Origin of the sequence: Streptomyces virginiae, assembly GCF_040638905.1 — a bacterium.
GTDB lineage: Bacteria > Actinomycetota > Actinomycetes > Streptomycetales > Streptomycetaceae > Streptomyces > Streptomyces virginiae_B.
Genome location: NZ_JBEZYV010000013.1, coordinates 88,915 through 108,292, shown reverse-complemented (window position 1 = coordinate 108,292; position 19,378 = coordinate 88,915). Strand labels below are relative to the sequence as shown.

Below are 19,378 nucleotides of genomic sequence, written 5' to 3'. Positions count from 1 at the left end.
AAATCCTGCAGGTGTTCGTTTGATGGACAGGCGGTCAGGGTGCGGCCCCTGATGCGGTGACCCGGCGGCTTGCGCCGCCGATGTTCAACGCGGGGCTGGTTCCGCGCGCCGCCGGCTGCCGAGCCGGCGGTACGTGCTGGTCAAGTGGGACCGTGACGCACGGGCTCACCACCCGCCTGCACCTGCGCAATCGAGCCCACGCCGTGGGGACGCCCTGCGCGAAGGCTGCGGCTGACGCCTCGTCGGATGCGTGGGGGCGCCCGGTGCTCCGTCAGGACAGGAGGCCCGCCGGCAGGTGCTCCCCGATCGTCGCGGCCGGCCGTCCGGCGGCCTGGCGTACCAGGTCCCACAGCGGGTCCTCCCCCTCCGGGTCCGACAGGGGCCTGCCGAGGCGGGCGGCGACGTCCTGGCGGAGCTTCGGCAGCAGGGCGTACAGCCGGTCACCCGGGCAGGACGTGGCGTTGAAGTCCCGGTGCCCGTAGATCTCCGACGCGGGCAGGCCGTACTGGTCGCAGATGTGGGCGCACAGGTCGGCCAGCGCCGCGTACTGCGCCGCGGGCGGGGTCTGCGAGGTGTAGGTCCCCTCGTTCTCGATGCCGATCGACACGGTGTTCTGCCCGACGCAGTGCGCCGCGCGCACCTGGCGGGTGCCGGTGCGCAGCTCCGCGAGGCTGTTGTGGCGGCCCTCCATCACGAACGCCCCGCGGCTGACGGTGAAGTGCTGACCGGTGTCGATCCAGCCCTGCGCGTCCATGTGGTACGTCTGGATCGCCCGGGCCAGCGCGAAGGCGCGCTGCTTCGTGTAGTCCGTCACGTTCGCCGTCGCCGTGTGGTGGACGACGATCCGCTCCGGGCGGTTGGCGAGGACCACGACGGGTTCGGAGGCGGCCCGCGCACCCCAGGTGGCGCAGGCGATGATGTCCGGGCCCGCGGCCGAGTACGCGCGCCCGGCCGCGGCGACGGGCAGTGCCGCCGCGGTGGCCAGGGCGAACGCACCCGTGAGGACTGACCGGCGGGAGTGCCGGCCCGCAGCGGGTGCCGGCTGGTGGTGCGGTGCGCGGAGGGTCATACGGTGCCCGTTTCCGTAGGAGGCTGCCCATTCAAGGGAGCCTGGCCGCACCGGTCGCGCAGACACACCGAGCGGCGACCGGACTCTCCCCGACCGGCCGTGGCGCCGACTCGCGCGACCGGCCCCCCGCCGCGACGGCGCTCATCGCGGGGCGGTTTGATGGGCGTGGACGAGCACGGGGGAGTAGGACGGGCCACGCCGCTCGGCGCGCGGTCCGGCACCCCCGCCCGGCCGTTCCGGACCCTCCCGCCGCCGCGACACCGGAGAACATCGACACCCCTGCCCGGGCGTCGTCCGCCCACATGACGGAGCACCATGGCTGACCAGCTCGAACCGCACACCACCCTCAACGACCAGCCGTTCCCCGAACTGCTGGGACTCGCCTGCCAGGCGGTGGTCAGCAGCGACGGACAGTGGCTCGCGGTCAGTTCGGTGATGCACCGGTACAGCCGGATCGCCGTCTACCGCACGGACGACCTGTCCTGCGCACACCTGCTGACCTTCACGATGGAAGCCGAATCCATCGCCTTCCACCCCGCACTTCCGCTGCTCGCCGTGGGCCTCGACAACGGCGACGAGTACTCCCGTGCTGGCGGACTCACCCTCCTCGAAGCCGACACCGGACACCGCGTCGACTTCACCGACCCCGCATGGGGCATCGATCCCCTCCGCTGGCTGGACGACCGCACGCTGCAACTCACCTTCTTCGCCATGGACGACGGCAGCGAGAGCCGCGTGGCGCGGGCGACCGTCGTACGCGAGGACTGGCGCGGTCTCGGCCCCGACGCCCTCGATCTGACCGGTCTCGACCGGACGGCGCAGGACCCGGGGGAACCGGGGACGTACGACGACGCGCCGCCCCCGCTGCAGACGCTGCGCACGCTCGCCGAGCGGGCGGGACGCGGCTACGAGGAGCAGGGCGCGGTCCGGGCCGTGGCGGGACTCGGCGACGGCCGGGTGCTCGCCACCCGCCGGGACGTGGCGGTGGAGTGCCGGGCCGCTGACGGTTCGGTCCTGTGGAGCGTGCCCGCGCCGTCCTCGTACGGCGGCACCCGGATCGAGCCGGCCGCCGACGAGCGGACCGTACGCGTGGCCGCCCCCGGTCCCGACAGCCGCACCCGGACCGATTTCCTGCTCGTCGACACCGCCGACGGCAGGGTCCTCGACCGCCGCTCGGTGCCGTTCTCGGCCGCGATGTGCGTCCGTACCGACGGGGTTTGGGCGATCCGGGACACCTACGACCGCTGCCTCGGGGCGGAGCCGCCGGCCCCGCCCAACACCCGGATCTTCGCCGCCGACGGACGCCCGCTGGGCTCGCTCCACGTCGCGGACCGCTACGACCTCGTCCCGCTCGACGCCCGCCGCTGCCCCGAGCTGCTGTTCGTGCGCGGGCGCCGCGACGTGGTCGCGCTCGTCCCCGACGGGGCCCCGGAGACGGTGCTCTTCAGCGCCGACGCCCCGCTGGGCCGCGCCGTGCACGCGGACGACGGCACCGGCGCCGCGCTGTACCACGGGCGGACGGAGCTCGTCCGCAGGGCCTTCCCGTCCGGCGGGGTCCAGTGGAGCAGGCCGCTGGAATCCGAGGTCATCGGCCTCGACACGCACGCGGGAGTGCTGCACGCCCTGTGCGCCGACGGCACCCTCGTCTCCGTCGACACGGCCGACGGCGCGCTCGTCGCCACGCGTCGACTGCCCCCGCACGGGCCGCTCTCCCTGCACGCGGCACCCGACGGAGCGGTCGTCGTCGGCACCGCCGCCGGCCAGGTGCTGCGCTGTCCGCCGGTCCGTGTGCCGAGCGGGACACCCCGCTGAACGGTTCGCCGCGGCCGACCGGTGAGCGGGTGGCGCGTACGGCGTGTACGGGGTCTACGGCGTGTCCACCGCCGTGCGGCGGGGAGGGCCGGCTCCGGCTGCCTACCGTGCTCGCATGAGCAGACGTCCCGCAGTGCCGCCGGCCGGGTACGGCATCCGGCCCGCCCGGCCCTCCGAGTCCTGGAGTCCGGCAACATCCCCTGCCACGAAGGGCTGGGCTTCCGCGTCACCGGTGAGATCCGGCTGCCGGACGGCGGCCCGACCTCGTGGCCGATGTGGCGCGACCCGGCCCACGCGGACGACCGGAGCCCCGGCTGACGCTCAGGTCTGGCACTGCTTCGTCGCAGCGGGGGACCAGCCGCTCCAGGCGGCGCCGTCGGCCCGGGCGTGAACGCGGATCTCGACCTTCACGGGGCCGCACACCCGGGTGCTGCTTCCCACTTCGAGAGGGCCGACGGACTCGCCGGCGCGCACGTAGGTGCGGCCACTGCCCAGCTTCTCCCAGTGACCGCCGTCGACGACGCGGAAGAAGGCCTCGTAGGCGACGTTGACTCCCTTGCTCCCGGTGTTGCGCGCCTTGATGTACGCCGTGATCTCGCGCGTGGGGAACCTGCCGGCGGATCCGCGCTGGGCGCTGATGCACCCGTTGACGGCCACCCGGCCGGTCGACGTCCCGCCGCCGCAGGCGACGGCTGCGGCGTCCGCGGTGGCCGGGGCCGCCAGTACGGCCAGTGCGGCCGCGGCCAAGATCATTCCGATGCGCCTCAGATGCAACGTTCCATGCCCTTCGTGGGGTCCGCCGAGTCAGTCGAGTCCGCCGTCTCGGAACAGACCATGGCCCGCTTCGGGCCCGCGGGGCAGGGGTTCCCTGGATCTTTCCCCCGAACGGCGTCGTGGGGGCTCTCGCGGGCGACGCGCCGCAGCTCAACGCCCCCGTCCCGCCAGCCGGCGGGAGCGGCCCAGTGCGGGTGGGTGCACAGGCGGCCGGACAGCGCGATGAGCCGCCGACGCAGCAGGGTCGTCCCACCCCCGGCGGGCACCTGCGCGAGCTCGGCATAGGAGCGCAGCCACGCCGCCTGCAGCGCGACCAGGTCATCAGGAAACCGGAATGAAGCCGTCACCCCTATATTCCAACACATGTTCGATTTCCTACGCGAGCGACGCGTGCGTTTCAGAAGCCTTGCCGGCGGTCCGGGACTCACAAGCCGGCGATCCCCCCGCCCTCGCCCGGCGCCGGCTCGACGTTCTGTAGGCCCTCATCCGCGGCCAACGCACCCTCGACAGCCGAACCTCGGTGATTCCTGATCGGCGAACTCGCCCGCGCCGTCGGCCTCGGCGGACGCGACCGCCGCGCCGGCGCCGCCTCCGAGCGGGCCCGGGCCGCGGCACCCAGGCCGTGCGCAAGGCCATCGGCCGCCTCCGCGAAGCCGCTCCGGAGCTGGCCGACCACCTCGACCGCACGATCCGCACGGGGACCTACTGCGCCTACGTCCCCGCCCCGCGCGTTCCCTCCCCTGGTCCTTCTGACCAGGGGAGGAGACTGTCCCGAGACCCGCCGACCGGACGGGGTCACCGCCCGGTCAGGTGCGGTGCGGGCCACGACGCAGAACTCAATTGCCCTCCGGATCGGCGAGCACGACCCACGTCACCTCGGGGGCCCTGCCCGACATCGGCCGGGCGCTCGCCGTGCGCCAGCAGGCGGCTTACCTCCGCCACCTGGTCGTTGGGGCGGAAGTCAAGGTGGTGCAGCCGGTCATGTCGCTCGGCCGCCGACGACCGAGGACGACCCGGGTGAGGCCGAGCAGGACCCTGTTCCGGGTCGGAAATGGTTTGAGCTTGGACGGCGGCACCGACAGGATCGGGGGCGACCGATGAGTTCTTCCCGGCGTCGCAGTCTGCCAGTGTGACCTGCCAGGTACGGAGGACACTCACATGACGGAAGGCATCATGCCCGCACCACACGCAACGCCCACCCTCTCGCCCGCCCGCGTTACCGCCGTGCTGCGAATCCTCGTGCTGTCCACGTTCGTCGTCCTCCTCAACGAGACGATCATGGTGAACGCGATCCCGCGGCTCATGCGCGACTTCGAGGTCAGCGCAGCGGCCGCAGGATGGCTGTCCACGGCTTTCATGCTCACCATGGCCGTCGTCATCCCGGTGACGGGGTGGTTCCTCCAGCGCGTGACCACCCGAACCGCCTTCGGTCTCGCGATGGCGCTGTTCCTCGCCGGCACCGCTCTGGCCGCGGTCGCCCCCGCCTTCCCCGTGCTGCTGGCCGCCCGCGTCATCCAGGCCGGCGGCACCGCCGTCATGATGCCGCTGCTCATGACGACGCTGATGACCCTTGTACCCCCGCATGACCGCGGCCGTGTCATGGGCAACATCACCCTCGTCATCTCCGTCGCACCCGCCCTCGGCCCCGCCGTCTCCGGTGTGCTGCTGCAGCTGGGCTCGTGGCGCCTGCTGTTCCTGGCCGTCCTTCCCATCGCCGGAGCCATGGCCGTGTTCGGCCGGCGCAACCTGATCAACATCGGCGAGCCGCAGGCCGCCCCCATGGACTGGATGTCCGTCCCCCTGGCGGCAGCGGGCTTCGGCGCCCTGGTCTACGGCCTGAGCGGACTCGGTGCCGAGAACGCCGCCCAGGCCCTCGTGCCCCCGGAGGCCACCACCCTGGCCGGCGCCGTGCTCGTAGGGCTGTTCGTATGGCGACAACTGGCACTGCAGCGCTCCTCCACCCCGCTACTGGACCTGCGCGCCCTGGCGTTTCGTCATTTCTCCGTGGCCTTGGGCCTGATGTGTCTTTCGTTCATGGCCCTCATGGGTGCGTTCATCCTGCTGCCGATCTACCTGCAGGAGGTGTGCGGCCTGACCTCCCTGCAGACCGGGCTGCTCCTCATTCCCGGCGGCCTGGCCATGGGCCTGCTCGGACCGCAGGTCGGCAAGCTCTACGACCGACTCGGGGCACCACGCCTGGTCGTACCCGGCGCCGTACTCACAGCGCTGTGCCTCGCACTGTTCGCACTCACGGGCGAACAGACCTCCCCGTGGCTGGTGCTCGCCCTTCACGTGGCCCTGAGTGCGGGCATGGCGTTCGTCTTCACCCCCGTCTTCACCTCCGGTCTGTCCGTACTGCCGCCGCACCTCTACCCCCATGGCTCCGCCATTCTGGGTTCGCTCCAACAGGTCGCGGCCGCCACCGGCACGGCCCTGGTCATCAGCGTCATGTCAGGACAGGCAGCCACAGCGGCAGCCGAGGGCGCCGACGCCACCGGCGCCCTTGCCACGGGCATCCAATGGGGATTCGGCGTCGGCGCCGCGCTCGGCATCCTGGCCGTGCTGGTTGCGTTGCTGATCCGCACCCCACCCGCGCCTCAACAGCCTGCTGCGCCGGAGGTCCAGGACGACGACGGCACAACGACGAACACAACCGTCCACACACCCTGATACCGGGATCGGCTCGGCCCGGTGCCCGCCGCGACGAGGGGTGAACTGTTCCGCGAACACTGGGGGCAAGGGTGCACACGGGCGCGAGAGGGCGAAAGGCCAAGACGACACGGAGGCCGTGCGGTGGTCGAATCGTCCAAGCCTGGCCTTTCGGCCGCCTCGGCCAACCCCTCTACCCGCAGGACGCCTACCACGTGCTGTCGGTGACGGTGTGACCTCGCGGGCCGAACGGCACGCGGCGACCGGGCCTGCGCCGAGGCCGTCCGCCGCGTTCATCGGTGTGAGCGCCTGGCGCCGGGCGAGGGCCGCGGTTCGGCGGGACGGTGACCCCGGTGAGTACACGGGGTAGCGCCCGTACCGTACTGCTGCCCGGCGGCACGGTTCCTCCCGGCGAAATCGTTCTGGGGTGCACCGCTGACGGTCAGGCGCAGCGGTTCGGCCAGGAGGCCGGAAACTCGCTCGCGCAGGACCTCCTGCCGTACGCCCAGCCGGAGCGAAGGCGCTCCCCGTCCGTCGCCCGCTCACCCGCCGGTGCCGCGCGGTTTCCGGCATGCAGGCTCAGGTGTATATGAGGAGGTGGTCGCGGATGTCCGTCCCGGATGGGAGGGAGAAGTCGCTGGTGAGGGCGCGGAAGGTCCCCGTGTAGCCGGTCGCCGTTCTCTTCGGTACGACGATCAGGGTCTGGCCCGCCATGTCCGGACCGAACCGCCGCACCACGTTCAGCGCCGGACCCGCGTCGCCCCGGGCACCGGCGCGGCTTCACCCAGGGCAGAAGGCCGCTCCCTTCCCCCAGCGCCCCGGATCCCTAGGGTGAGGGGGTGAGCACTCATGCGCCGAACGAGTCCCGAGTCAACTCCCTGCGCCCGCAGGCTCCGTCGCCCGGTTCCGGCCGGGCGGCCGGCGCCCCGAGGCGACCCGTGGGGGCTCCACAGCCATGCCCGCCGAGGGAGCCCCTGTGGCGTGACCTCGTCGGCGACGTGCTGCGGCGCGAGCGGCTCGCACAGGAGCGCACGCTGAAGGACGTCTCGGAGGCGGCCCGGATCTCGATGCCGTACCTGTCGGAAGTGGAGCGCGGACGCAAGGAGGCATCCTCCGAGGTACTCGCGGCCGCCGCTCAGGCCCTCGGGCTCGGCCTCGCCGACCTGCTCCTTCTCGCCGGTGACCAGCTGGCCCGGCACGCCCGGAGCCGGGTGGTCCGGAGCCGCACATCGCCCACGTCTCCCACGTCGCCCACGGCGCAGTACGACGGCTTCTGCCTCGCCGCCTGACCGGACCGTGGGCCGACGGCCGGTACGGCGGGGCGCGCCCCCGCCGTACCGGCCGCTCGCCGGCCGTCGGCCACGGCCGGGTTCGGGCTCAGACGAACGCGAACCGTCGGCTCAGTACCTCGTCGGCGAGACCGTAGGCCACGGCCTCCTCGGCGGTGAACACCTTCTCCCGGTCCATGTCCGCGCGCAGCGTCGCCACGTCGTGGTGCGTGTGCCGGGACAGGACCTCCTCCACCTGCGAGCGGACGCGGACCATCTCCTTGGCCGCGAGGCTGAGGTCGGAGACCGTCCCCTGCCGGCCGCCGCTGGCCGGCTGGCCGAGCAGCACCCGCGCGTGCCGGAGCACGAACCGTCGCCCGGGATCTCCGCCCGCCAGCAGCACCGCCGCCGTCGACGCCGCCTGACCGACGCAGAAGGTGGAGATCGGCGCCTGCACGAACGTCATCGTGTCGTAGATCGCCATCAGTGAAGTGAAGGAACCTCCGGGCGAGTTGAGATAGATCGAGATCTCCTGCTCCGGGCTCGCCGACTCCAGGTGCAGGAGCTGCGCGATGACCACGTTGGCGACCCCGTCGTCGATCTCGGTGCCGAGGAAGATGATCCGCTCGTTCAGCAGCCGGCTGAAGACGTCGTAGGACCGCTCGCCCTGCGCGGTCCGCTCGATCACGTAGGGAACCGTGTACGACCCCATGTCACAGCCCCGTCCGTCGGCGCGGCGTGGCCGGGCGGATGTCGGCGAGCGACTCCACCACCCGGTCCACCATCCCGTACTCCCTGGCCTGTTCGGCCGTGAACCAGCGGTCCCGGTCGCCGTCCCGCGCGATCGTCTCCTCGCTCTGCCCGGTGTGCTGGGCGGTGATCCGCTCGACGGCCTTCTTGGTGAACTGGAGGTTCTCCGCCTGGATCTCGATGTCCGCGGCGGTGCCGCCGATGCCCGCCGAGGGCTGGTGCATCATGATCCGCGCGTTCGGCAGCGCGAACCGCTTTCCGGGCGTCCCCACGGTGAGCAGGAACTGGCCCATGCTGGCGGCGAAGCCCAACGCCAGCGTCGAGACGTCGTTCGGGATGAGCCGCATCGTGTCGTAGATGGCGAGACCCGCGGTGACCGACCCGCCGGGGCTGTTGACGTACAGGCTGATGTCGGAGCGCGGGTCCTGCGCCGACAGCAGCAGCAGCTGCGCGCACACCCGGTTGGCCGACACCTCGTCGACCTGGGTGCCGAGGAGGACGATCCGCTGGTCGAGCAACCTTGCCGCGAGGTGGTCGTCGAAGTGGCCGGGCGGTGTGTCGCCCTCCTCCGCGCGGGGCGCGAGCATGGTGAGGGGAGTCATCTCTTCTCCTTTTCGAGGCGGATGCCGTCGACTCCACTCTTGACCCCGGGAACCCCCCGGACGCCGTTCCTCTGCCCCCGGCAGATCCGCCACGGGCGGACACCACGTCACGGCACTGGTGGTCGCACCTGATCAGTTCCTTGCCCACGCTGGAGTCGAACGGCCTGCTCCACGTCTTCAGCACCAGATCAACGGCGGGTAGGGGAGCGCGGCCCAGCGCTTCTTGCTCCGATTCGCTCCGGCCACCCCATCGCGCTGGGCCTGTTCACCGATTCGGCGTTCCTGGACGACCTGGCCCGGGTACGCAGCTCCCGGCTGGTTGTGCCGGCCGGGAGCCGCCCGGTCGCCGGCCTGACGGTGCAATTGCACAAGGGCTGTGACGGCACCGGTCAAGGACACGGCCACTGGGGCTGCGGTGCTCTCACGCTGGTGATGGGGGCAGTACGAGGATGCGGTCGTCCTGGGTCTTCGTGGTGAACCCCGCGGCACGGAGCTCCCGGCCAGCGAGACCGGTGGCGTGGTGCAGTCCGGTCAGCTCCGTGCCGGCCGCGCCCGGCGGGTGCGGGCCGCTGGTGCGGGCGTCACACCCGGTCGCTGGGCTGAGCGAGTCGATTGGGCCGGGGGCGTTGTAGTCGGTCCGGGCCGGGTATGCCGGGTGCCGCGGGGGGTACTGGTCACGGCGCCAACTCGCAGCGGCGTCGCAACGCCGGGAGGAAAGGAAAGCGCGTGAGTCGCGTCTTGATCGTCGAAAGTCATGACCGGTCCGGCCTGCGGCCGGTACTGGAGGCCATCGAGGCGATGGTGGTTGTGGGTGAAGCGGCTGATGCTGTGCAGGCCGTCAAAGCCGCCAAGGAGTATCAGCCCGATGTCGTGATCATGGATGTGTCCCTTGCCGGCCAAGGTGCGGTCGAGGCCACCCGCCAGTTGTTGGGGCTCGGCTTCCCTCCGAGGATTCTCGCGATGATCACCTCCAGCCCGGGCGGGAGGCTCCTTGACGTGCTCTGTGCCGGAGCCTCGGGCTTCGTCGTGCAGGACTGCGGTCCTGACGAGCTGGCTCACGCGGTGCGGATCGTGGCTGTCGGCGGCAACGTCCTCGATCCGAAGATCATGCAGACGCTGACCCGAGGCCGTCCTTCCGCGGGCGCCCATGATCTGCTGCAGAGGATCGGCAGCCTCACGGACACGGAGCGGCAGATGCTGGCCCTCATCGGCGGCGGGCACACCAACCAGCGGATCGCCGATGAGTGCCGTCTGTCCATCACCACTGTGAGGACACACGTCTCGCGCCTGGTCCAACGACTTGGACTGGAGCATCGGATCCAGGCCGCGGTCCTCGCCTGGGAAGCCGGGATCGTCGGACGGGACGGATTGCCGCAGGCGGCAGGACGGGCCCCCGGCGACGCTCACAGACACCCGGCCGCCGCTCAGCCGTCCCGGTGGTGACGGCCGGCCCCTGCCCGGTCTGCGCAGGCGGGCGCGGCACTCGGTGTTGGCGGCCTCGCCGTTCGCGGTGCCCACACCCCGGACGCCACCGGCATGGTCCTGGAGGAGGTCGACCACGCGGTGTCCCAGCATGGGATCCACACCCCGTGTCGCAGCGGCGATCTCCCGCAGCAGGGGGTCCAGCTTGCTGCGTCGCAGGCTGATCGCCGACGCAACTGCACTGTCCGGCCGGGGGACGGTCCAGCCGTGCTCCGTCCACGTGCCGAGTCCGCTCGTCACGGCCGCACCGCGGCGCCCATGGGCTGCCAGAAATCAATTTGTTGCGGGACGTCGTGCGACGACGCACCGTAGAGCACCACGTCGCCGCTGTGCTGCGCAAACTCGGCATGGCGAACCGGTCGGAAGCCGCTCGATACGCCCGGCGGAACGACGTGGCCGCTCGCCGGCCTCCCGTCGTCCCGGACACCGTGATCGAGCGGCTGGAAGGGCGGAGCCCGACGGCTCTCCGCATGTCCGGTGTCGTGCACGGGTGCTGCGCCCCGCCCGAGACCGGCCGCGTCGCCGCCCGGCCTGCAGTGCGGGGAGGTGCGAGGAGGGGGCTCCGGCGTGAACGGCGATGAGAGGGCCCCGGCGTGAACGGCGGTGTCAGCGCCGGGGGTCAACCCTCGCCGGCCCGCGTCACACAGGATGCGGAACCCTGCGCTTCTGTGGCGGGGCGATGGCCGGCCCCGGCTATGGTCGGGCGCAGTCCGCGCCGATAGGGCGTGCGCGGGCGAGGCCCGGTGACCAGAGCGCTCTGGCGGCAGTAGCACCGGGCCGCCCCACCATCCGCCGGACCGCTCGTGCGACGGTGTCGTTCGGCACGGGGTTGGTGCATCCGGGCGTCGGGGAAGGGCGCCGGAGGACCGGCTGCGTGCGGCGCCTCGTTCCGGCGCCCGGCTGCGCCCGCATCCGGTTCAGGTCTCCACGACATCGGCCGCCACGGTTCCCGGAAGCCGGCCCGGGCCGAAGCCGCGGCACCGTGGCGCCCATGGGCCGGCCTACGATTCGTCGGCCGCGGTGTCACCGCAGGACGGGGCCGCCCTGCGTCTGCGGTACACCACCGCCCCGCACACCGCGAGGAGGAGGACGGCCACGGCGGAGACCGCGAGGGCCGGCCGCAGGGCGAAGAGCCTCCCCAGCACCTCGAGCACGCCGAGCCCCGCTGTCGCGTAGATCAGCGCCCAGGCCGCTCCGCCGACGAACAGGGCGGGGAGGTAGCGGGGCAAGGGCATGCGCATGCTGCCCGCGAGGAAGTTGGCGGCGGTCTGGAAACCGACAGTCAGGAAGGAGACGGCCACCACCGGCGCGCCCCACCGCTGGATCGCCCGCTCGGCGCGCTGGAACCTCGTCGTGGAGATGCGCCCGGCGAGCCTGGTGCGCCGGGCACCGGCGCCGGCGAGCCACCCGACGGCGAACGTCCCTCCGGCGCGGAGCAGGACAACGACGTACAGGGCTCCGGCCGTGAGCGCGATCTTATCCACGAGGCAGCGCCCCGATCTCCGGGCCGCACCCCGGCATGCCCGTCATCCGCATGCTCGGTCCGCCCCGGCGGGCGCACGACGCGCACAAGCCCGGTCACCACCTCTCACCTGCGCCCTGCCTCTGCGCGTTCCGCCTGGTTGCCGCCTGCGGCACCAGACCCCTGTCCGGTACGCCTGCACGTCAAACGAGGTTAGCCTAACCGAACACGCATACGGGATGCCGGGCTACCGGAGGAGGAACGGCAGGGGCCTTGCACTGGCTGTTCGCCCCGTCCCCGGCAAGTGCGCGGCGGTGGTGAAGATCGCGGTGGCGTGCCCGAGGCGGACGATGCCCACGGGCTTGGTGGCGAGGAGGGCGGCGGCGGACGGGCTGCCGTACGTCGGCTGATCCCCGAAGGAGCACCGGCGGGGCCTCGCGGACGGCGTGAAGGGCAGTCCTGCGATGAGGGCCCCGTGCACCTGCCGTGCCTCCTCGGAGATCAAGGCGGTCCTGAGTGCGTCCCGAGACCAGGGGTGGTTTCCCACCACCCGTGACATCGGCGCCGGGCTCGCCCGCGAGGCGTGCCCCAACTGGCGGCGGCCGCGGTCACACTGCTGCCGCTGCTCGTCAGGTGTCGCGAGGAGTCGCGCCACGAGGGCGTGGGCGTGCCGCTCGCGCCCCAGTGCAGAGAGGACGCGACCCCAGTGCCGCCCGATGTCCGCCAGGTGGACTGCAGCCTCGTGGACATCGGTGAGGAGTTCCCAGTCCCCGGCCAGGACGGTGCGCACCGCGGGGTCGGTGAGATCGCCGAGAGCGGCACGGACGAGGTCCGTTGCCCGTGGCGCCCGACGAGGTGGGCGGCCCCGCGCCGTACCTCCTCGTCGGGGTCGCCGAGCCGGGTCGGCGACCCGCTTCGACGGCCTCGGCCAGGACTTTCGCCGGTCAGGCGGCAGAGGAGGTCCATCGCCTCGCGCCGTACGAACGGCTCTCCGGTGCGGGCGAGGCCGAGGAGCCGGATGGGGACCGGCCCGGTGCGGTCGCGCGTACGGCCTCGAAGAGTGCGATGCGGGCGGGCATCGCAGCGGTCCCGTCGGCCACCGCTGCGTCCGGCCACTTCACGAGCCGGGGCGGGGGTCGCCCTTCCGTGCTGAGGATTCGTTCATGCTGCCGATCTTGTCACACGGTCACCGCCTCGAAGGGGCACAAGCGGCCATTGCTCCGGGAGGCCGGTGGACCGGACTCCCGGGGCAATCGCAGACAGGCGGGTGCCGCTAGTGGCTGAGCGACCTGAGGGCCGCCGCGTCGTACGGCTGCAGCTCATCGAAGCGGTTGCCGAGGACCTTCGCCGCCCACTGCGGGTCCTGGAGCAGCGCGCGTCCGACCGCGACCATGTCGAACTCGTCGCGTTCCATGCGGTCCAGGAGGTTGTCGATGTCACCCAGCGCCGCACCCTCGCCGGTGAAGGCGCGGATGAAGTCGCCGTCGAGGCCGACCGAGCCGACGGTGATGGTCGGCCGGCCGGTGAGCTTCTTGGTCCAGCCCGCCAGGTTCAGGTCCGAGCCCTCGAACTCCGGGAGCCAGTAGCGCCGGGTGGAGGCGTGGAAGGCGTCGACGCCGGCCGCCGCCAGCGGAGCCAGGATCGCCTCCAGCTCCTGCGGGGTCTGGGCGAGCCGGGCGTCGTAGGCCTCCTGCTTCCACTGCGAGTAGCGGAAGATCACCGGGAAGTCGGCCGAGACGCGTTCGCGGACCGCCGCCACGATCTCCGCCGCGAACTTCGTACGGGCCACCGCGTCGCCGCCGTACGCGTCGGTGCGGCGGTTGGTCCGCTCCCACAGGAACTGGTCGAGCAGGTAGCCGTGGGCGCCGTGCAGTTCGATGCCGTCGAAGCCGATCCGCTCGGCCTCCGCGGCTGCGTCGGCGAACGCGCCGATGACGTCGTCCAGGTCGGCACGGGTCATCGCCCTGCCTGTTCCCTCGGTGCCGTCGACGCGGATGCCCGAGGGGCCGACGGCGGGCGCGTCCGCGTACGGTGCCTCACCCTGCTTGCGCACCATGCCTATGTGCCACAGCTGCGGAACGATCGTGCCGCCGGCCTCGTGCACGGCCGCGGCGACCTTCGCCCATCCCGCCAGCTGGTCCTCGCCGTGGAACCGCGGCACCCGGTCGCTCTGCCCGGCGGATTCGTGACCGACGTAGGTCCCCTCGGTGACGATCAGGCCCACACCCGCGGCGGCCCGGCTGGCGTAGTACGCCTGCACGTCCTCGCCGGGCACGCCGCCGGGGGAGAACATCCGCGTCATCGGCGCCATCGCGATGCGGTTGGGGACGGTCAGGCCGTTCAGCGTGACGGGCCGGGAGAGGATCTCGGCCGCGCGGGAGGCGGTGGACGGGGTGACGGACATGAGGGTCCTCCGGTGTGAGGCTGTGGCTCGTCGGGGTGACAACGAGAAGTGCATAGTACACACGTTATGTATCATGCATATTGCTTCGGGGGCCCGCCCGCAGAGGTCCGCCGGTCCGCCGGTCCGCGATAATGGAGCGCCGGAAAGGAGCGGGAGGCGGAGTGCTGGAAAAACTGGAGCGGGAGCTGATGCTTCTCTCGCGACACCAGGTGCTGGCTCGGCGCGAGCGCGACGCCGAACGCCTGGAGCGGTCGGCGTACCTGCTGCTCAGCCGGATCGACACCCAAGGGCCCATGTCCATCGGACAGTTGGCGGAGGCCTTCGGCCTCGACACCTCCACCGTGAACCGCCAGACGGCCGCACTGCTGCGCTGCGGACTGGCCGAGCGTGTCGCGGACCCGGACGGCGGCATGGCCCGCAAGCTGCGCATCACCGCCGAGGGCGGGCGCCGGCTCGAAGGAGACCGTGAGGTCAACCGGTCCTGCCTGGCCCGGGTGGTCGCCGACTGGTCCCCAGAGGAGGTGCAGGAGCTGGAGGACGTGCTGGTCCGGCTCAACCGCAGCGCCGAGGCCCTCGAAGGACGGCACTGGCCGCGCGCGGAGGAAGACGACACCGGCACCGCCTGCCGCCCGCAGGCCCCGCACGAACAGGCGCCGCCCGCCCCGTAGACCGGGGGCCGCCGGCCCAGTGTGGGTGGCACGTCGACGACCCGGCCGGTGCCCCCGCAGGGGGCGACGGCACTGGCCAGATCCGTCGAGGGGCGGGGCGTACGGGCCGGTCGAATGGCCGGGTCGACTACGCGGGGCGGGCGGGGAGGGTGTCGGTGGTGGATGTCCGTCGGCCCAGGGGGGCGAAAGCGAGGAGGTAGCAGAGTCCTCCGAGGGGCAGCAGGTCCAGGTCGATCGCGTTCGCGGCCGTGCCCAGTACGAAGAGTGCCTGCGCCCGGATGGCGGCACGGCCCTTGAGGGTGGCGAGCAGGATGATCATTCCCAGGTAGAGGAAGAGCGGTCCAACGGTGTAAACGGCCGGCATCACGCCCGGGACGTCCTGGACCCGGCCGAACAGCTCCCGCATCTCCGGCTTGTCCGCCGCCCGAAACCCCACATACAGGTCGATCAGCGCCTGCGTGGCGGCCGCCGCCACCCCCAGCAGCCCGGCCACGAGCCCGGCCTTGGCCAGCCGTCGCCGTACCGGCCCCGCGCCGGCCGTCGCCATGCGGTTCACCCCCGTGCATACCGCCCCGAAGAACAGCACCCCGAGCAGGAACGCGAGGTGGCCGACGGTCCAGGCTGCGCCGGGTTCTTTTGACCCCTCCGCCAGGAGGCGGACGGAGCCGTAGGCGATGAGGAGGACGGGGGCGGCGACGAAGGAGATACCGGCGAGACGTGCCGGCGCGTTCGGTGTCATGGCCTCACCCTGCCGCCCGCCCGTGCTGCGGGACATGGGTGATCGCCCCGACAACACCCCCATGAGCCCCGGGGGTTGAGCCAGGGTCGGCGATGGGGCGGTCTCAGGGGTGGACGGGGCCAGGGACGGAGGGGTTCGAGAGCGTGGGCACTTCGACGGTGAACGCGACTCGGTCGAGTCGGGGGCCGTCGTAGTCCTGCTTCACCCCCCGGGGCCGTGAAAGCCAACCGGGTGGGGAACGCCTGCGATGCCGTGTTCTCCGGGCTGGTGATGCAGCGCACCCGGCGGCGCCCATGCGATCGGGCGAATTCGAAGAGGGCCCGGTAGAAGGTGCGCCGGTACAGCCGGGGCAGCAGCAACGCACGTTCCGCCGCTCCCGCCCCTCCTCTGAGGCCGCCCCACCATGCGTCCAGCACGGCGAGCACGCGGAGGTGGTCACCTTCTATCTCCCACCTGTGTTGTTTCTAGAATGGCAGGGTGGAGGACATCGATGTGATCGCGGTGCTGCAGGATCCGGTGCGGCGCCGACTGTACGAGTACGTGGCCGCCCAGGGGCGCGAGGTCGGGCGCAACGAGGCGGCCGAGGCGGCCGGGGTGGCGCGGACGCTCGCCGCGCACCATCTGGACCGGCTGGCCGAGGCGGGGCTGCTGGAGAGCGGTAGCCGCCGCCTGACGGGACGCTCGGGGCCGGGCGCCGGCCGTCCCGCCAAGGTGTACACCCGGGCGCGCGTCGAGCGGTCCGTTTCGCTGCCCGCTCGCGACTACCGCACCGCCGCCGAGCTGCTCGCCGAGGCCGCCGAGGAGGCCGGGCTGGACGCCGGGCTGTGCGCGGCGGCGCGCCGCCGGGGGGAGTCCCTGCGCGGCGCGGCGGCGCCCTGCGGCGGGCTCGAAGAGGCCATGAAGCTGCTGGTCGCGCGCGGCTACGAGCCGCACCTGGAAGGCGGCGACGGCGACAGCGGCCACGACGGTGAAGGAGGCGAGGGAGGAGAGGGCGGCCGGGAGCGCGTCGTCCGTATGCGCAACTGCCCGTTCCATGCCGTCGCCCAACGCTTTCCGCCGCTCGTCTGCGGCATGAACCTCGCACTGCTGGAAGGGCTGCTCGGCGCCAACGGCCCCGTCCGTGCGCGCATGGACGCCCGGCCGGGGGAGTGCTGCGTCGTCGTCGAAGCTTCTAAAGACAATGAGCATTGACATAGAAATGGACTACGTGCTGGGATGAGGCCATGACCGAACCCGCGCACGCCTTCCACCTCGCCCAACTCAACGTCGCCACGCTCCTGCACCCCTTGGACGATCCGCGCATCGCGCCGTTCGTCGAACTGCTCGATCCGGTCAACTCCGCCGCCGACGCGGCGCCCGGCTTCGTGTGGCGGCTCGTGGAGGAGGGGGAGGCCGACGCCACCGGACTGCGCCCGGCGGGCGCGGACGTCATCGTCAACCTGTCGGTGTGGGAGAACCAGGAAGCCCTGTGGGACTTCGCCTACCGCAGCGGGCACCTGGAGGTGATGCGGCGGCGCCGTGAATGGTTCGAGCGGCACGTCGAGGCGCACATGGTGCTCTGGTGGATTCCCGCCGGCCACCGGCCGACCGTCGGCGAGGCGCTGGAGCGGCTGAGCGACCTGCGGGCGCACGGGCCGTCGCCGCGAGCGTTCACCTTCGCCTCCTCGTACACCGCCGCCGAGGCCGCCCCGCACCTGGATGCCCGGCGCGCGAGGCCGGCCGACGAGGCGCGGGCGGCGGCGGTCTGAGGCGCGCGCCCGGTCCAGTCCAAGCCCGGTACGGCCAGCCCCTCCCCATCTCTCCCGGTCGCCCCGTGCTGCGCCGGAAAGCACGATGGGAGGGTGATGACGGTATTGGTGGTCGGTGTGCCCGAGGGCGAGCAGCTGGAACTGCTCCGTTCGGGCATCCAGCGCAACCCGCACTTCCAGGTCGTGTCGCATGGCGACGACCCCACCGTCGCCCTCGCGCACGCCCGGGTCCTGCTGCCCGACATCACGGTCCTGTCCCTGCCCGCCGGGATCGACAGCATCGACTCAAACCTGGCGGTCCTCCGCGTGTTCCGCGGAGTGCGGGGGCTGGACCCGCCCAGCGGGGTGGTGCTGCGGACGCCCTCCGCGCGCGTGCCCCGTGCGGTGTCGGGCCTCGTGGTCGAGGGAGCCGTCCATGTCGTGCGCGAAGGGGACTCCGAGGCCCTGATGCGGGCCCTCCGCACGATCGGGCTCCGCCGGGCCAGTTGCGACCCCGACGAGATGCCCTGACCCGGCCCCGGACCGTCACCACCCTCTCCGCCGACGGTCGACGGCGCGCGGGAGGCCGGGCGCCAAGCGGAGGAACCCGTACCGATTGATTTGATGATCATTCTCTGCGTACTGTCCTGAGGGGAACCCGGCAGGAGCTCGCCGCCACCCGGTGCCACCGGTGTCCCAACGATTCCTCGTGACCGACGGAGAGAGTGAGCGATCAGACAGATGCAGCCGACCCCCACCTTCGTGCTCGTTCACGGCGCCTTCGCGAACTCCTTCTCCTTCGCGCCGCTCCAGGCCGAACTCGGCCTCCTCGGGCACCGCTCCGTAGCCGTCGACCTGCCCGGTCACGGCTTCGAGGCCGGTTACCAGCGCTCCTACCAGGCACCGCAGGACCTCGAAGGGCTCGCCGCGGCGCCCGGCTCGATCCGGGGCGTCACGCTCGCCGACAACGCCAAGCACCTGATCGGCGTCCTGGAACGGGCCAAGCAGAACGGGCCGGTGGTCCTCGTCTCGCACAGCCGCGGCGGAATCACGGCCACCGCCGCCGCCAACGCACGGCCGGACCTGATCGACCGCATCGTCTACGTCGCCGCCTGGGCCCCGGTCGACCTGGAGGTCGGCGCCTACTACGCCGAACCGGAGATGGCCACGGTCGACGCGGCCTCCCTCGGCCTGGCGCTGGCCGGCAACCCCGCGGAACTCGGCCTGCTGCGCGTCAACTTCCGCACGGCTGACCCCGCCGCCCTCACCGCGTTCAAGGCGGCCTTCCTCGCCGACGGCACCGACGAGGAGTTCCTGACCTTCCTGAACACCTTCCAGCCCGACGAGAACCTCGACACCGGCACCTCGGCAGACCGGGCGCAGGCGGCGACCTGGGGCACGATCCCCAAGACCTTCGTACGCCTGGCCGACGACGCGAGTCTGCCGCTCGCCCTGCAGGACCGGCTGATCCGCGAGGGCAACGCCCTCACGCCGGACAACCCCTACGACGTCCGCACCCTGGCAAGCAGCCACCTGAAGTGGCTGGTCGACCCGGCGCCGGCGGCCCGGGTCCTCGGGGAGCTCGCCGCGCTCACGGTGCCGACCACCGGTTCCTGACGCAGCGCAGCCGGGTGAGGAGTGCGCCCACGGTGACCGCGCCGGGGCCGGTGAAGGGTCCTCAGTGCGGGGCCGTCCGCCGGACCCGGGTGGGCCGGCAGGAGGCGGCGCCGCACGGCACCGCCGAGCCGTCGGCCGCCGCCACCAGGTCGGCCTCCGCGACCGTGCCACCGCAGCCGACCCGACCCTCCGGGTCCGGTGCGCTGCACCGGGCCGGGCTCCGATCCGGCCACCAGCGCCTCGCCCGGCAGGGACCCGCGCGGCCGCCCTTCGCCAGGGGGGTGTCCTGCTTGCCGATCATGTCGGGCTCCCGCGTCGCCCGGACAGGGGGTCGTTCCCCGTCCGGGCTCCTGCG

At 72.4% G+C, this 19,378-nt stretch carries 21 protein-coding genes; 9 read left to right on the top strand and 12 right to left on the bottom strand.

Annotated elements, in window-relative coordinates; genetic code table 11:
- Positions 1-271: 271 nt before the first annotated feature.
- Entirely contained in the window at positions 272-1,069 is a 798-nt protein-coding gene (locus tag AB0F82_RS20165; protein ID WP_362629464.1) for a peptidoglycan recognition protein family protein, read from the bottom strand.
- Positions 1,070-1,384: 315 nt separating this feature from the next.
- Between AB0F82_RS20165 and AB0F82_RS20160 the strand changes: the two genes are divergently transcribed.
- Complete coding sequence (locus tag AB0F82_RS20160; protein WP_362629461.1) at positions 1,385-2,881, top strand: hypothetical protein; 1,497 nt, start codon at positions 1,385-1,387, stop codon at positions 2,879-2,881.
- Positions 2,882-3,202: 321 nt separating this feature from the next.
- On the opposite strand, the gene AB0F82_RS20155 is transcribed toward AB0F82_RS20160, so the two are convergent.
- Both AB0F82_RS20155 and AB0F82_RS20150 read right to left on the bottom strand, forming a co-directional pair.
- Positions 3,203-3,634, bottom strand: a complete 432-nt coding sequence (locus AB0F82_RS20155) for a hypothetical protein (RefSeq protein WP_356812889.1) — start codon at positions 3,632-3,634, stop codon at positions 3,203-3,205.
- An 11-nt stretch (positions 3,635-3,645) separates the two neighbouring features.
- Complete coding sequence (locus AB0F82_RS20150; protein ID WP_362629458.1) at positions 3,646-4,002, bottom strand: hypothetical protein; 357 nt, start codon at positions 4,000-4,002, stop codon at positions 3,646-3,648.
- A gap of 811 nt (positions 4,003-4,813) precedes the next feature.
- Here AB0F82_RS20150 and AB0F82_RS20140 point away from each other — a divergent pair.
- Positions 4,814-6,325: a DHA2 family efflux MFS transporter permease subunit gene (locus tag AB0F82_RS20140; RefSeq protein WP_362629455.1), complete on the top strand. Its 1,512-nt coding sequence runs from the start codon at positions 4,814-4,816 to the stop codon at positions 6,323-6,325.
- Positions 6,326-6,883: 558 nt separating this feature from the next.
- Here AB0F82_RS20140 and AB0F82_RS20135 read toward each other — a convergent pair.
- The gene (locus AB0F82_RS20135; protein ID WP_362629452.1) at positions 6,884-7,018 is read right to left on the bottom strand and encodes a hypothetical protein; all 135 of its coding nucleotides are present in this window, start codon (positions 7,016-7,018) and stop codon (positions 6,884-6,886) included.
- A 125-nt stretch (positions 7,019-7,143) separates the two neighbouring features.
- On the opposite strand from AB0F82_RS20135, the gene AB0F82_RS20130 reads away from it, so the two are divergent.
- Positions 7,144-7,593, top strand: coding sequence for a helix-turn-helix domain-containing protein (locus AB0F82_RS20130; protein WP_362629449.1), 450 nt, complete (start codon positions 7,144-7,146; stop codon positions 7,591-7,593).
- A gap of 88 nt (positions 7,594-7,681) precedes the next feature.
- On the opposite strand, the gene AB0F82_RS20125 is transcribed toward AB0F82_RS20130, so the two are convergent.
- Together AB0F82_RS20125 and AB0F82_RS20120 are read right to left on the bottom strand one after the other, a co-directional pair.
- Positions 7,682-8,284 carry a ClpP family protease gene (locus AB0F82_RS20125; protein ID WP_356812690.1) on the bottom strand — a complete coding sequence of 201 codons (603 nt, stop codon included), beginning with the start codon at positions 8,282-8,284 and terminating at the stop codon, positions 7,682-7,684.
- 1 nt (position 8,285) lies between these two features.
- Positions 8,286-8,924 carry a ClpP family protease gene (locus AB0F82_RS20120; RefSeq protein ID WP_362629445.1) on the bottom strand — a complete coding sequence of 213 codons (639 nt, stop codon included), beginning with the start codon at positions 8,922-8,924 and terminating at the stop codon, positions 8,286-8,288.
- A gap of 726 nt (positions 8,925-9,650) precedes the next feature.
- Between AB0F82_RS20120 and AB0F82_RS20115 the strand changes: the two genes are divergently transcribed.
- Positions 9,651-10,367: a response regulator transcription factor gene (locus tag AB0F82_RS20115; RefSeq protein WP_362629442.1), complete on the top strand. Its 717-nt coding sequence runs from the start codon at positions 9,651-9,653 to the stop codon at positions 10,365-10,367.
- 275 nt (positions 10,368-10,642) lie between these two features.
- Here the strand turns inward: AB0F82_RS20115 and AB0F82_RS20110 are convergent, their stop codons facing one another.
- The 4 genes from AB0F82_RS20110 to AB0F82_RS20095 all read right to left on the bottom strand — a co-directional run bounded on the left by AB0F82_RS20110 (position 10,643) and on the right by AB0F82_RS20095 (position 14,272).
- Positions 10,643-10,894 carry a hypothetical protein gene (locus tag AB0F82_RS20110; protein ID WP_362629439.1) on the bottom strand — a complete coding sequence of 84 codons (252 nt, stop codon included), beginning with the start codon at positions 10,892-10,894 and terminating at the stop codon, positions 10,643-10,645.
- 513 nt (positions 10,895-11,407) lie between these two features.
- A complete protein-coding gene (locus tag AB0F82_RS20105) occupies positions 11,408-11,890 on the bottom strand; it encodes a DedA family protein (protein WP_362629436.1) in 483 nt (160 codons plus the stop codon).
- Positions 11,891-12,115: 225 nt separating this feature from the next.
- A complete protein-coding gene (locus AB0F82_RS20100) occupies positions 12,116-12,658 on the bottom strand; it encodes a hypothetical protein (RefSeq protein ID WP_362629433.1) in 543 nt (180 codons plus the stop codon).
- A 483-nt stretch (positions 12,659-13,141) separates the two neighbouring features.
- Positions 13,142-14,272: an NADH:flavin oxidoreductase gene (locus AB0F82_RS20095; protein WP_362629430.1), complete on the bottom strand. Its 1,131-nt coding sequence runs from the start codon at positions 14,270-14,272 to the stop codon at positions 13,142-13,144.
- A 131-nt stretch (positions 14,273-14,403) separates the two neighbouring features.
- Here AB0F82_RS20095 and AB0F82_RS20090 point away from each other — a divergent pair, with 131 nt between their 5' ends.
- The gene (locus AB0F82_RS20090; RefSeq protein WP_362629427.1) at positions 14,404-14,940 is read left to right on the top strand and encodes a MarR family winged helix-turn-helix transcriptional regulator; all 537 of its coding nucleotides are present in this window, start codon (positions 14,404-14,406) and stop codon (positions 14,938-14,940) included.
- Between the two features lie 127 nt (positions 14,941-15,067).
- Here the strand turns inward: AB0F82_RS20090 and AB0F82_RS20085 are convergent, their stop codons facing one another.
- Positions 15,068-15,679, bottom strand: a complete 612-nt coding sequence (locus AB0F82_RS20085; protein ID WP_362629424.1) for a hypothetical protein — start codon at positions 15,677-15,679, stop codon at positions 15,068-15,070.
- Between the two features lie 477 nt (positions 15,680-16,156).
- Between AB0F82_RS20085 and AB0F82_RS20080 the strand changes: the two genes are divergently transcribed.
- The 4 genes from AB0F82_RS20080 (at position 16,157) to AB0F82_RS20065 (ending at position 19,023) form a co-directional block, all read left to right on the top strand.
- A complete protein-coding gene (locus AB0F82_RS20080) occupies positions 16,157-16,870 on the top strand; it encodes a helix-turn-helix transcriptional regulator (RefSeq protein ID WP_362629421.1) in 714 nt (237 codons plus the stop codon).
- A 32-nt stretch (positions 16,871-16,902) separates the two neighbouring features.
- Positions 16,903-17,427, top strand: a complete 525-nt coding sequence (locus AB0F82_RS20075; RefSeq protein WP_362629418.1) for a DUF3291 domain-containing protein — start codon at positions 16,903-16,905, stop codon at positions 17,425-17,427.
- Positions 17,428-17,520: 93 nt separating this feature from the next.
- Positions 17,521-17,937, top strand: coding sequence for a hypothetical protein (locus AB0F82_RS20070; RefSeq protein ID WP_362629415.1), 417 nt, complete (start codon positions 17,521-17,523; stop codon positions 17,935-17,937).
- A gap of 210 nt (positions 17,938-18,147) precedes the next feature.
- Positions 18,148-19,023, top strand: coding sequence for an alpha/beta hydrolase (locus tag AB0F82_RS20065; RefSeq protein WP_362629412.1), 876 nt, complete (start codon positions 18,148-18,150; stop codon positions 19,021-19,023).
- A gap of 61 nt (positions 19,024-19,084) precedes the next feature.
- On the opposite strand, the gene AB0F82_RS20060 is transcribed toward AB0F82_RS20065, so the two are convergent.
- Positions 19,085-19,324 (bottom strand): hypothetical protein, encoded by a 240-nt coding sequence (locus AB0F82_RS20060; RefSeq protein WP_362629409.1) that lies wholly within the window; start codon positions 19,322-19,324, stop codon positions 19,085-19,087.
- Between the last annotated feature and the right edge of the window lie 54 nt (positions 19,325-19,378).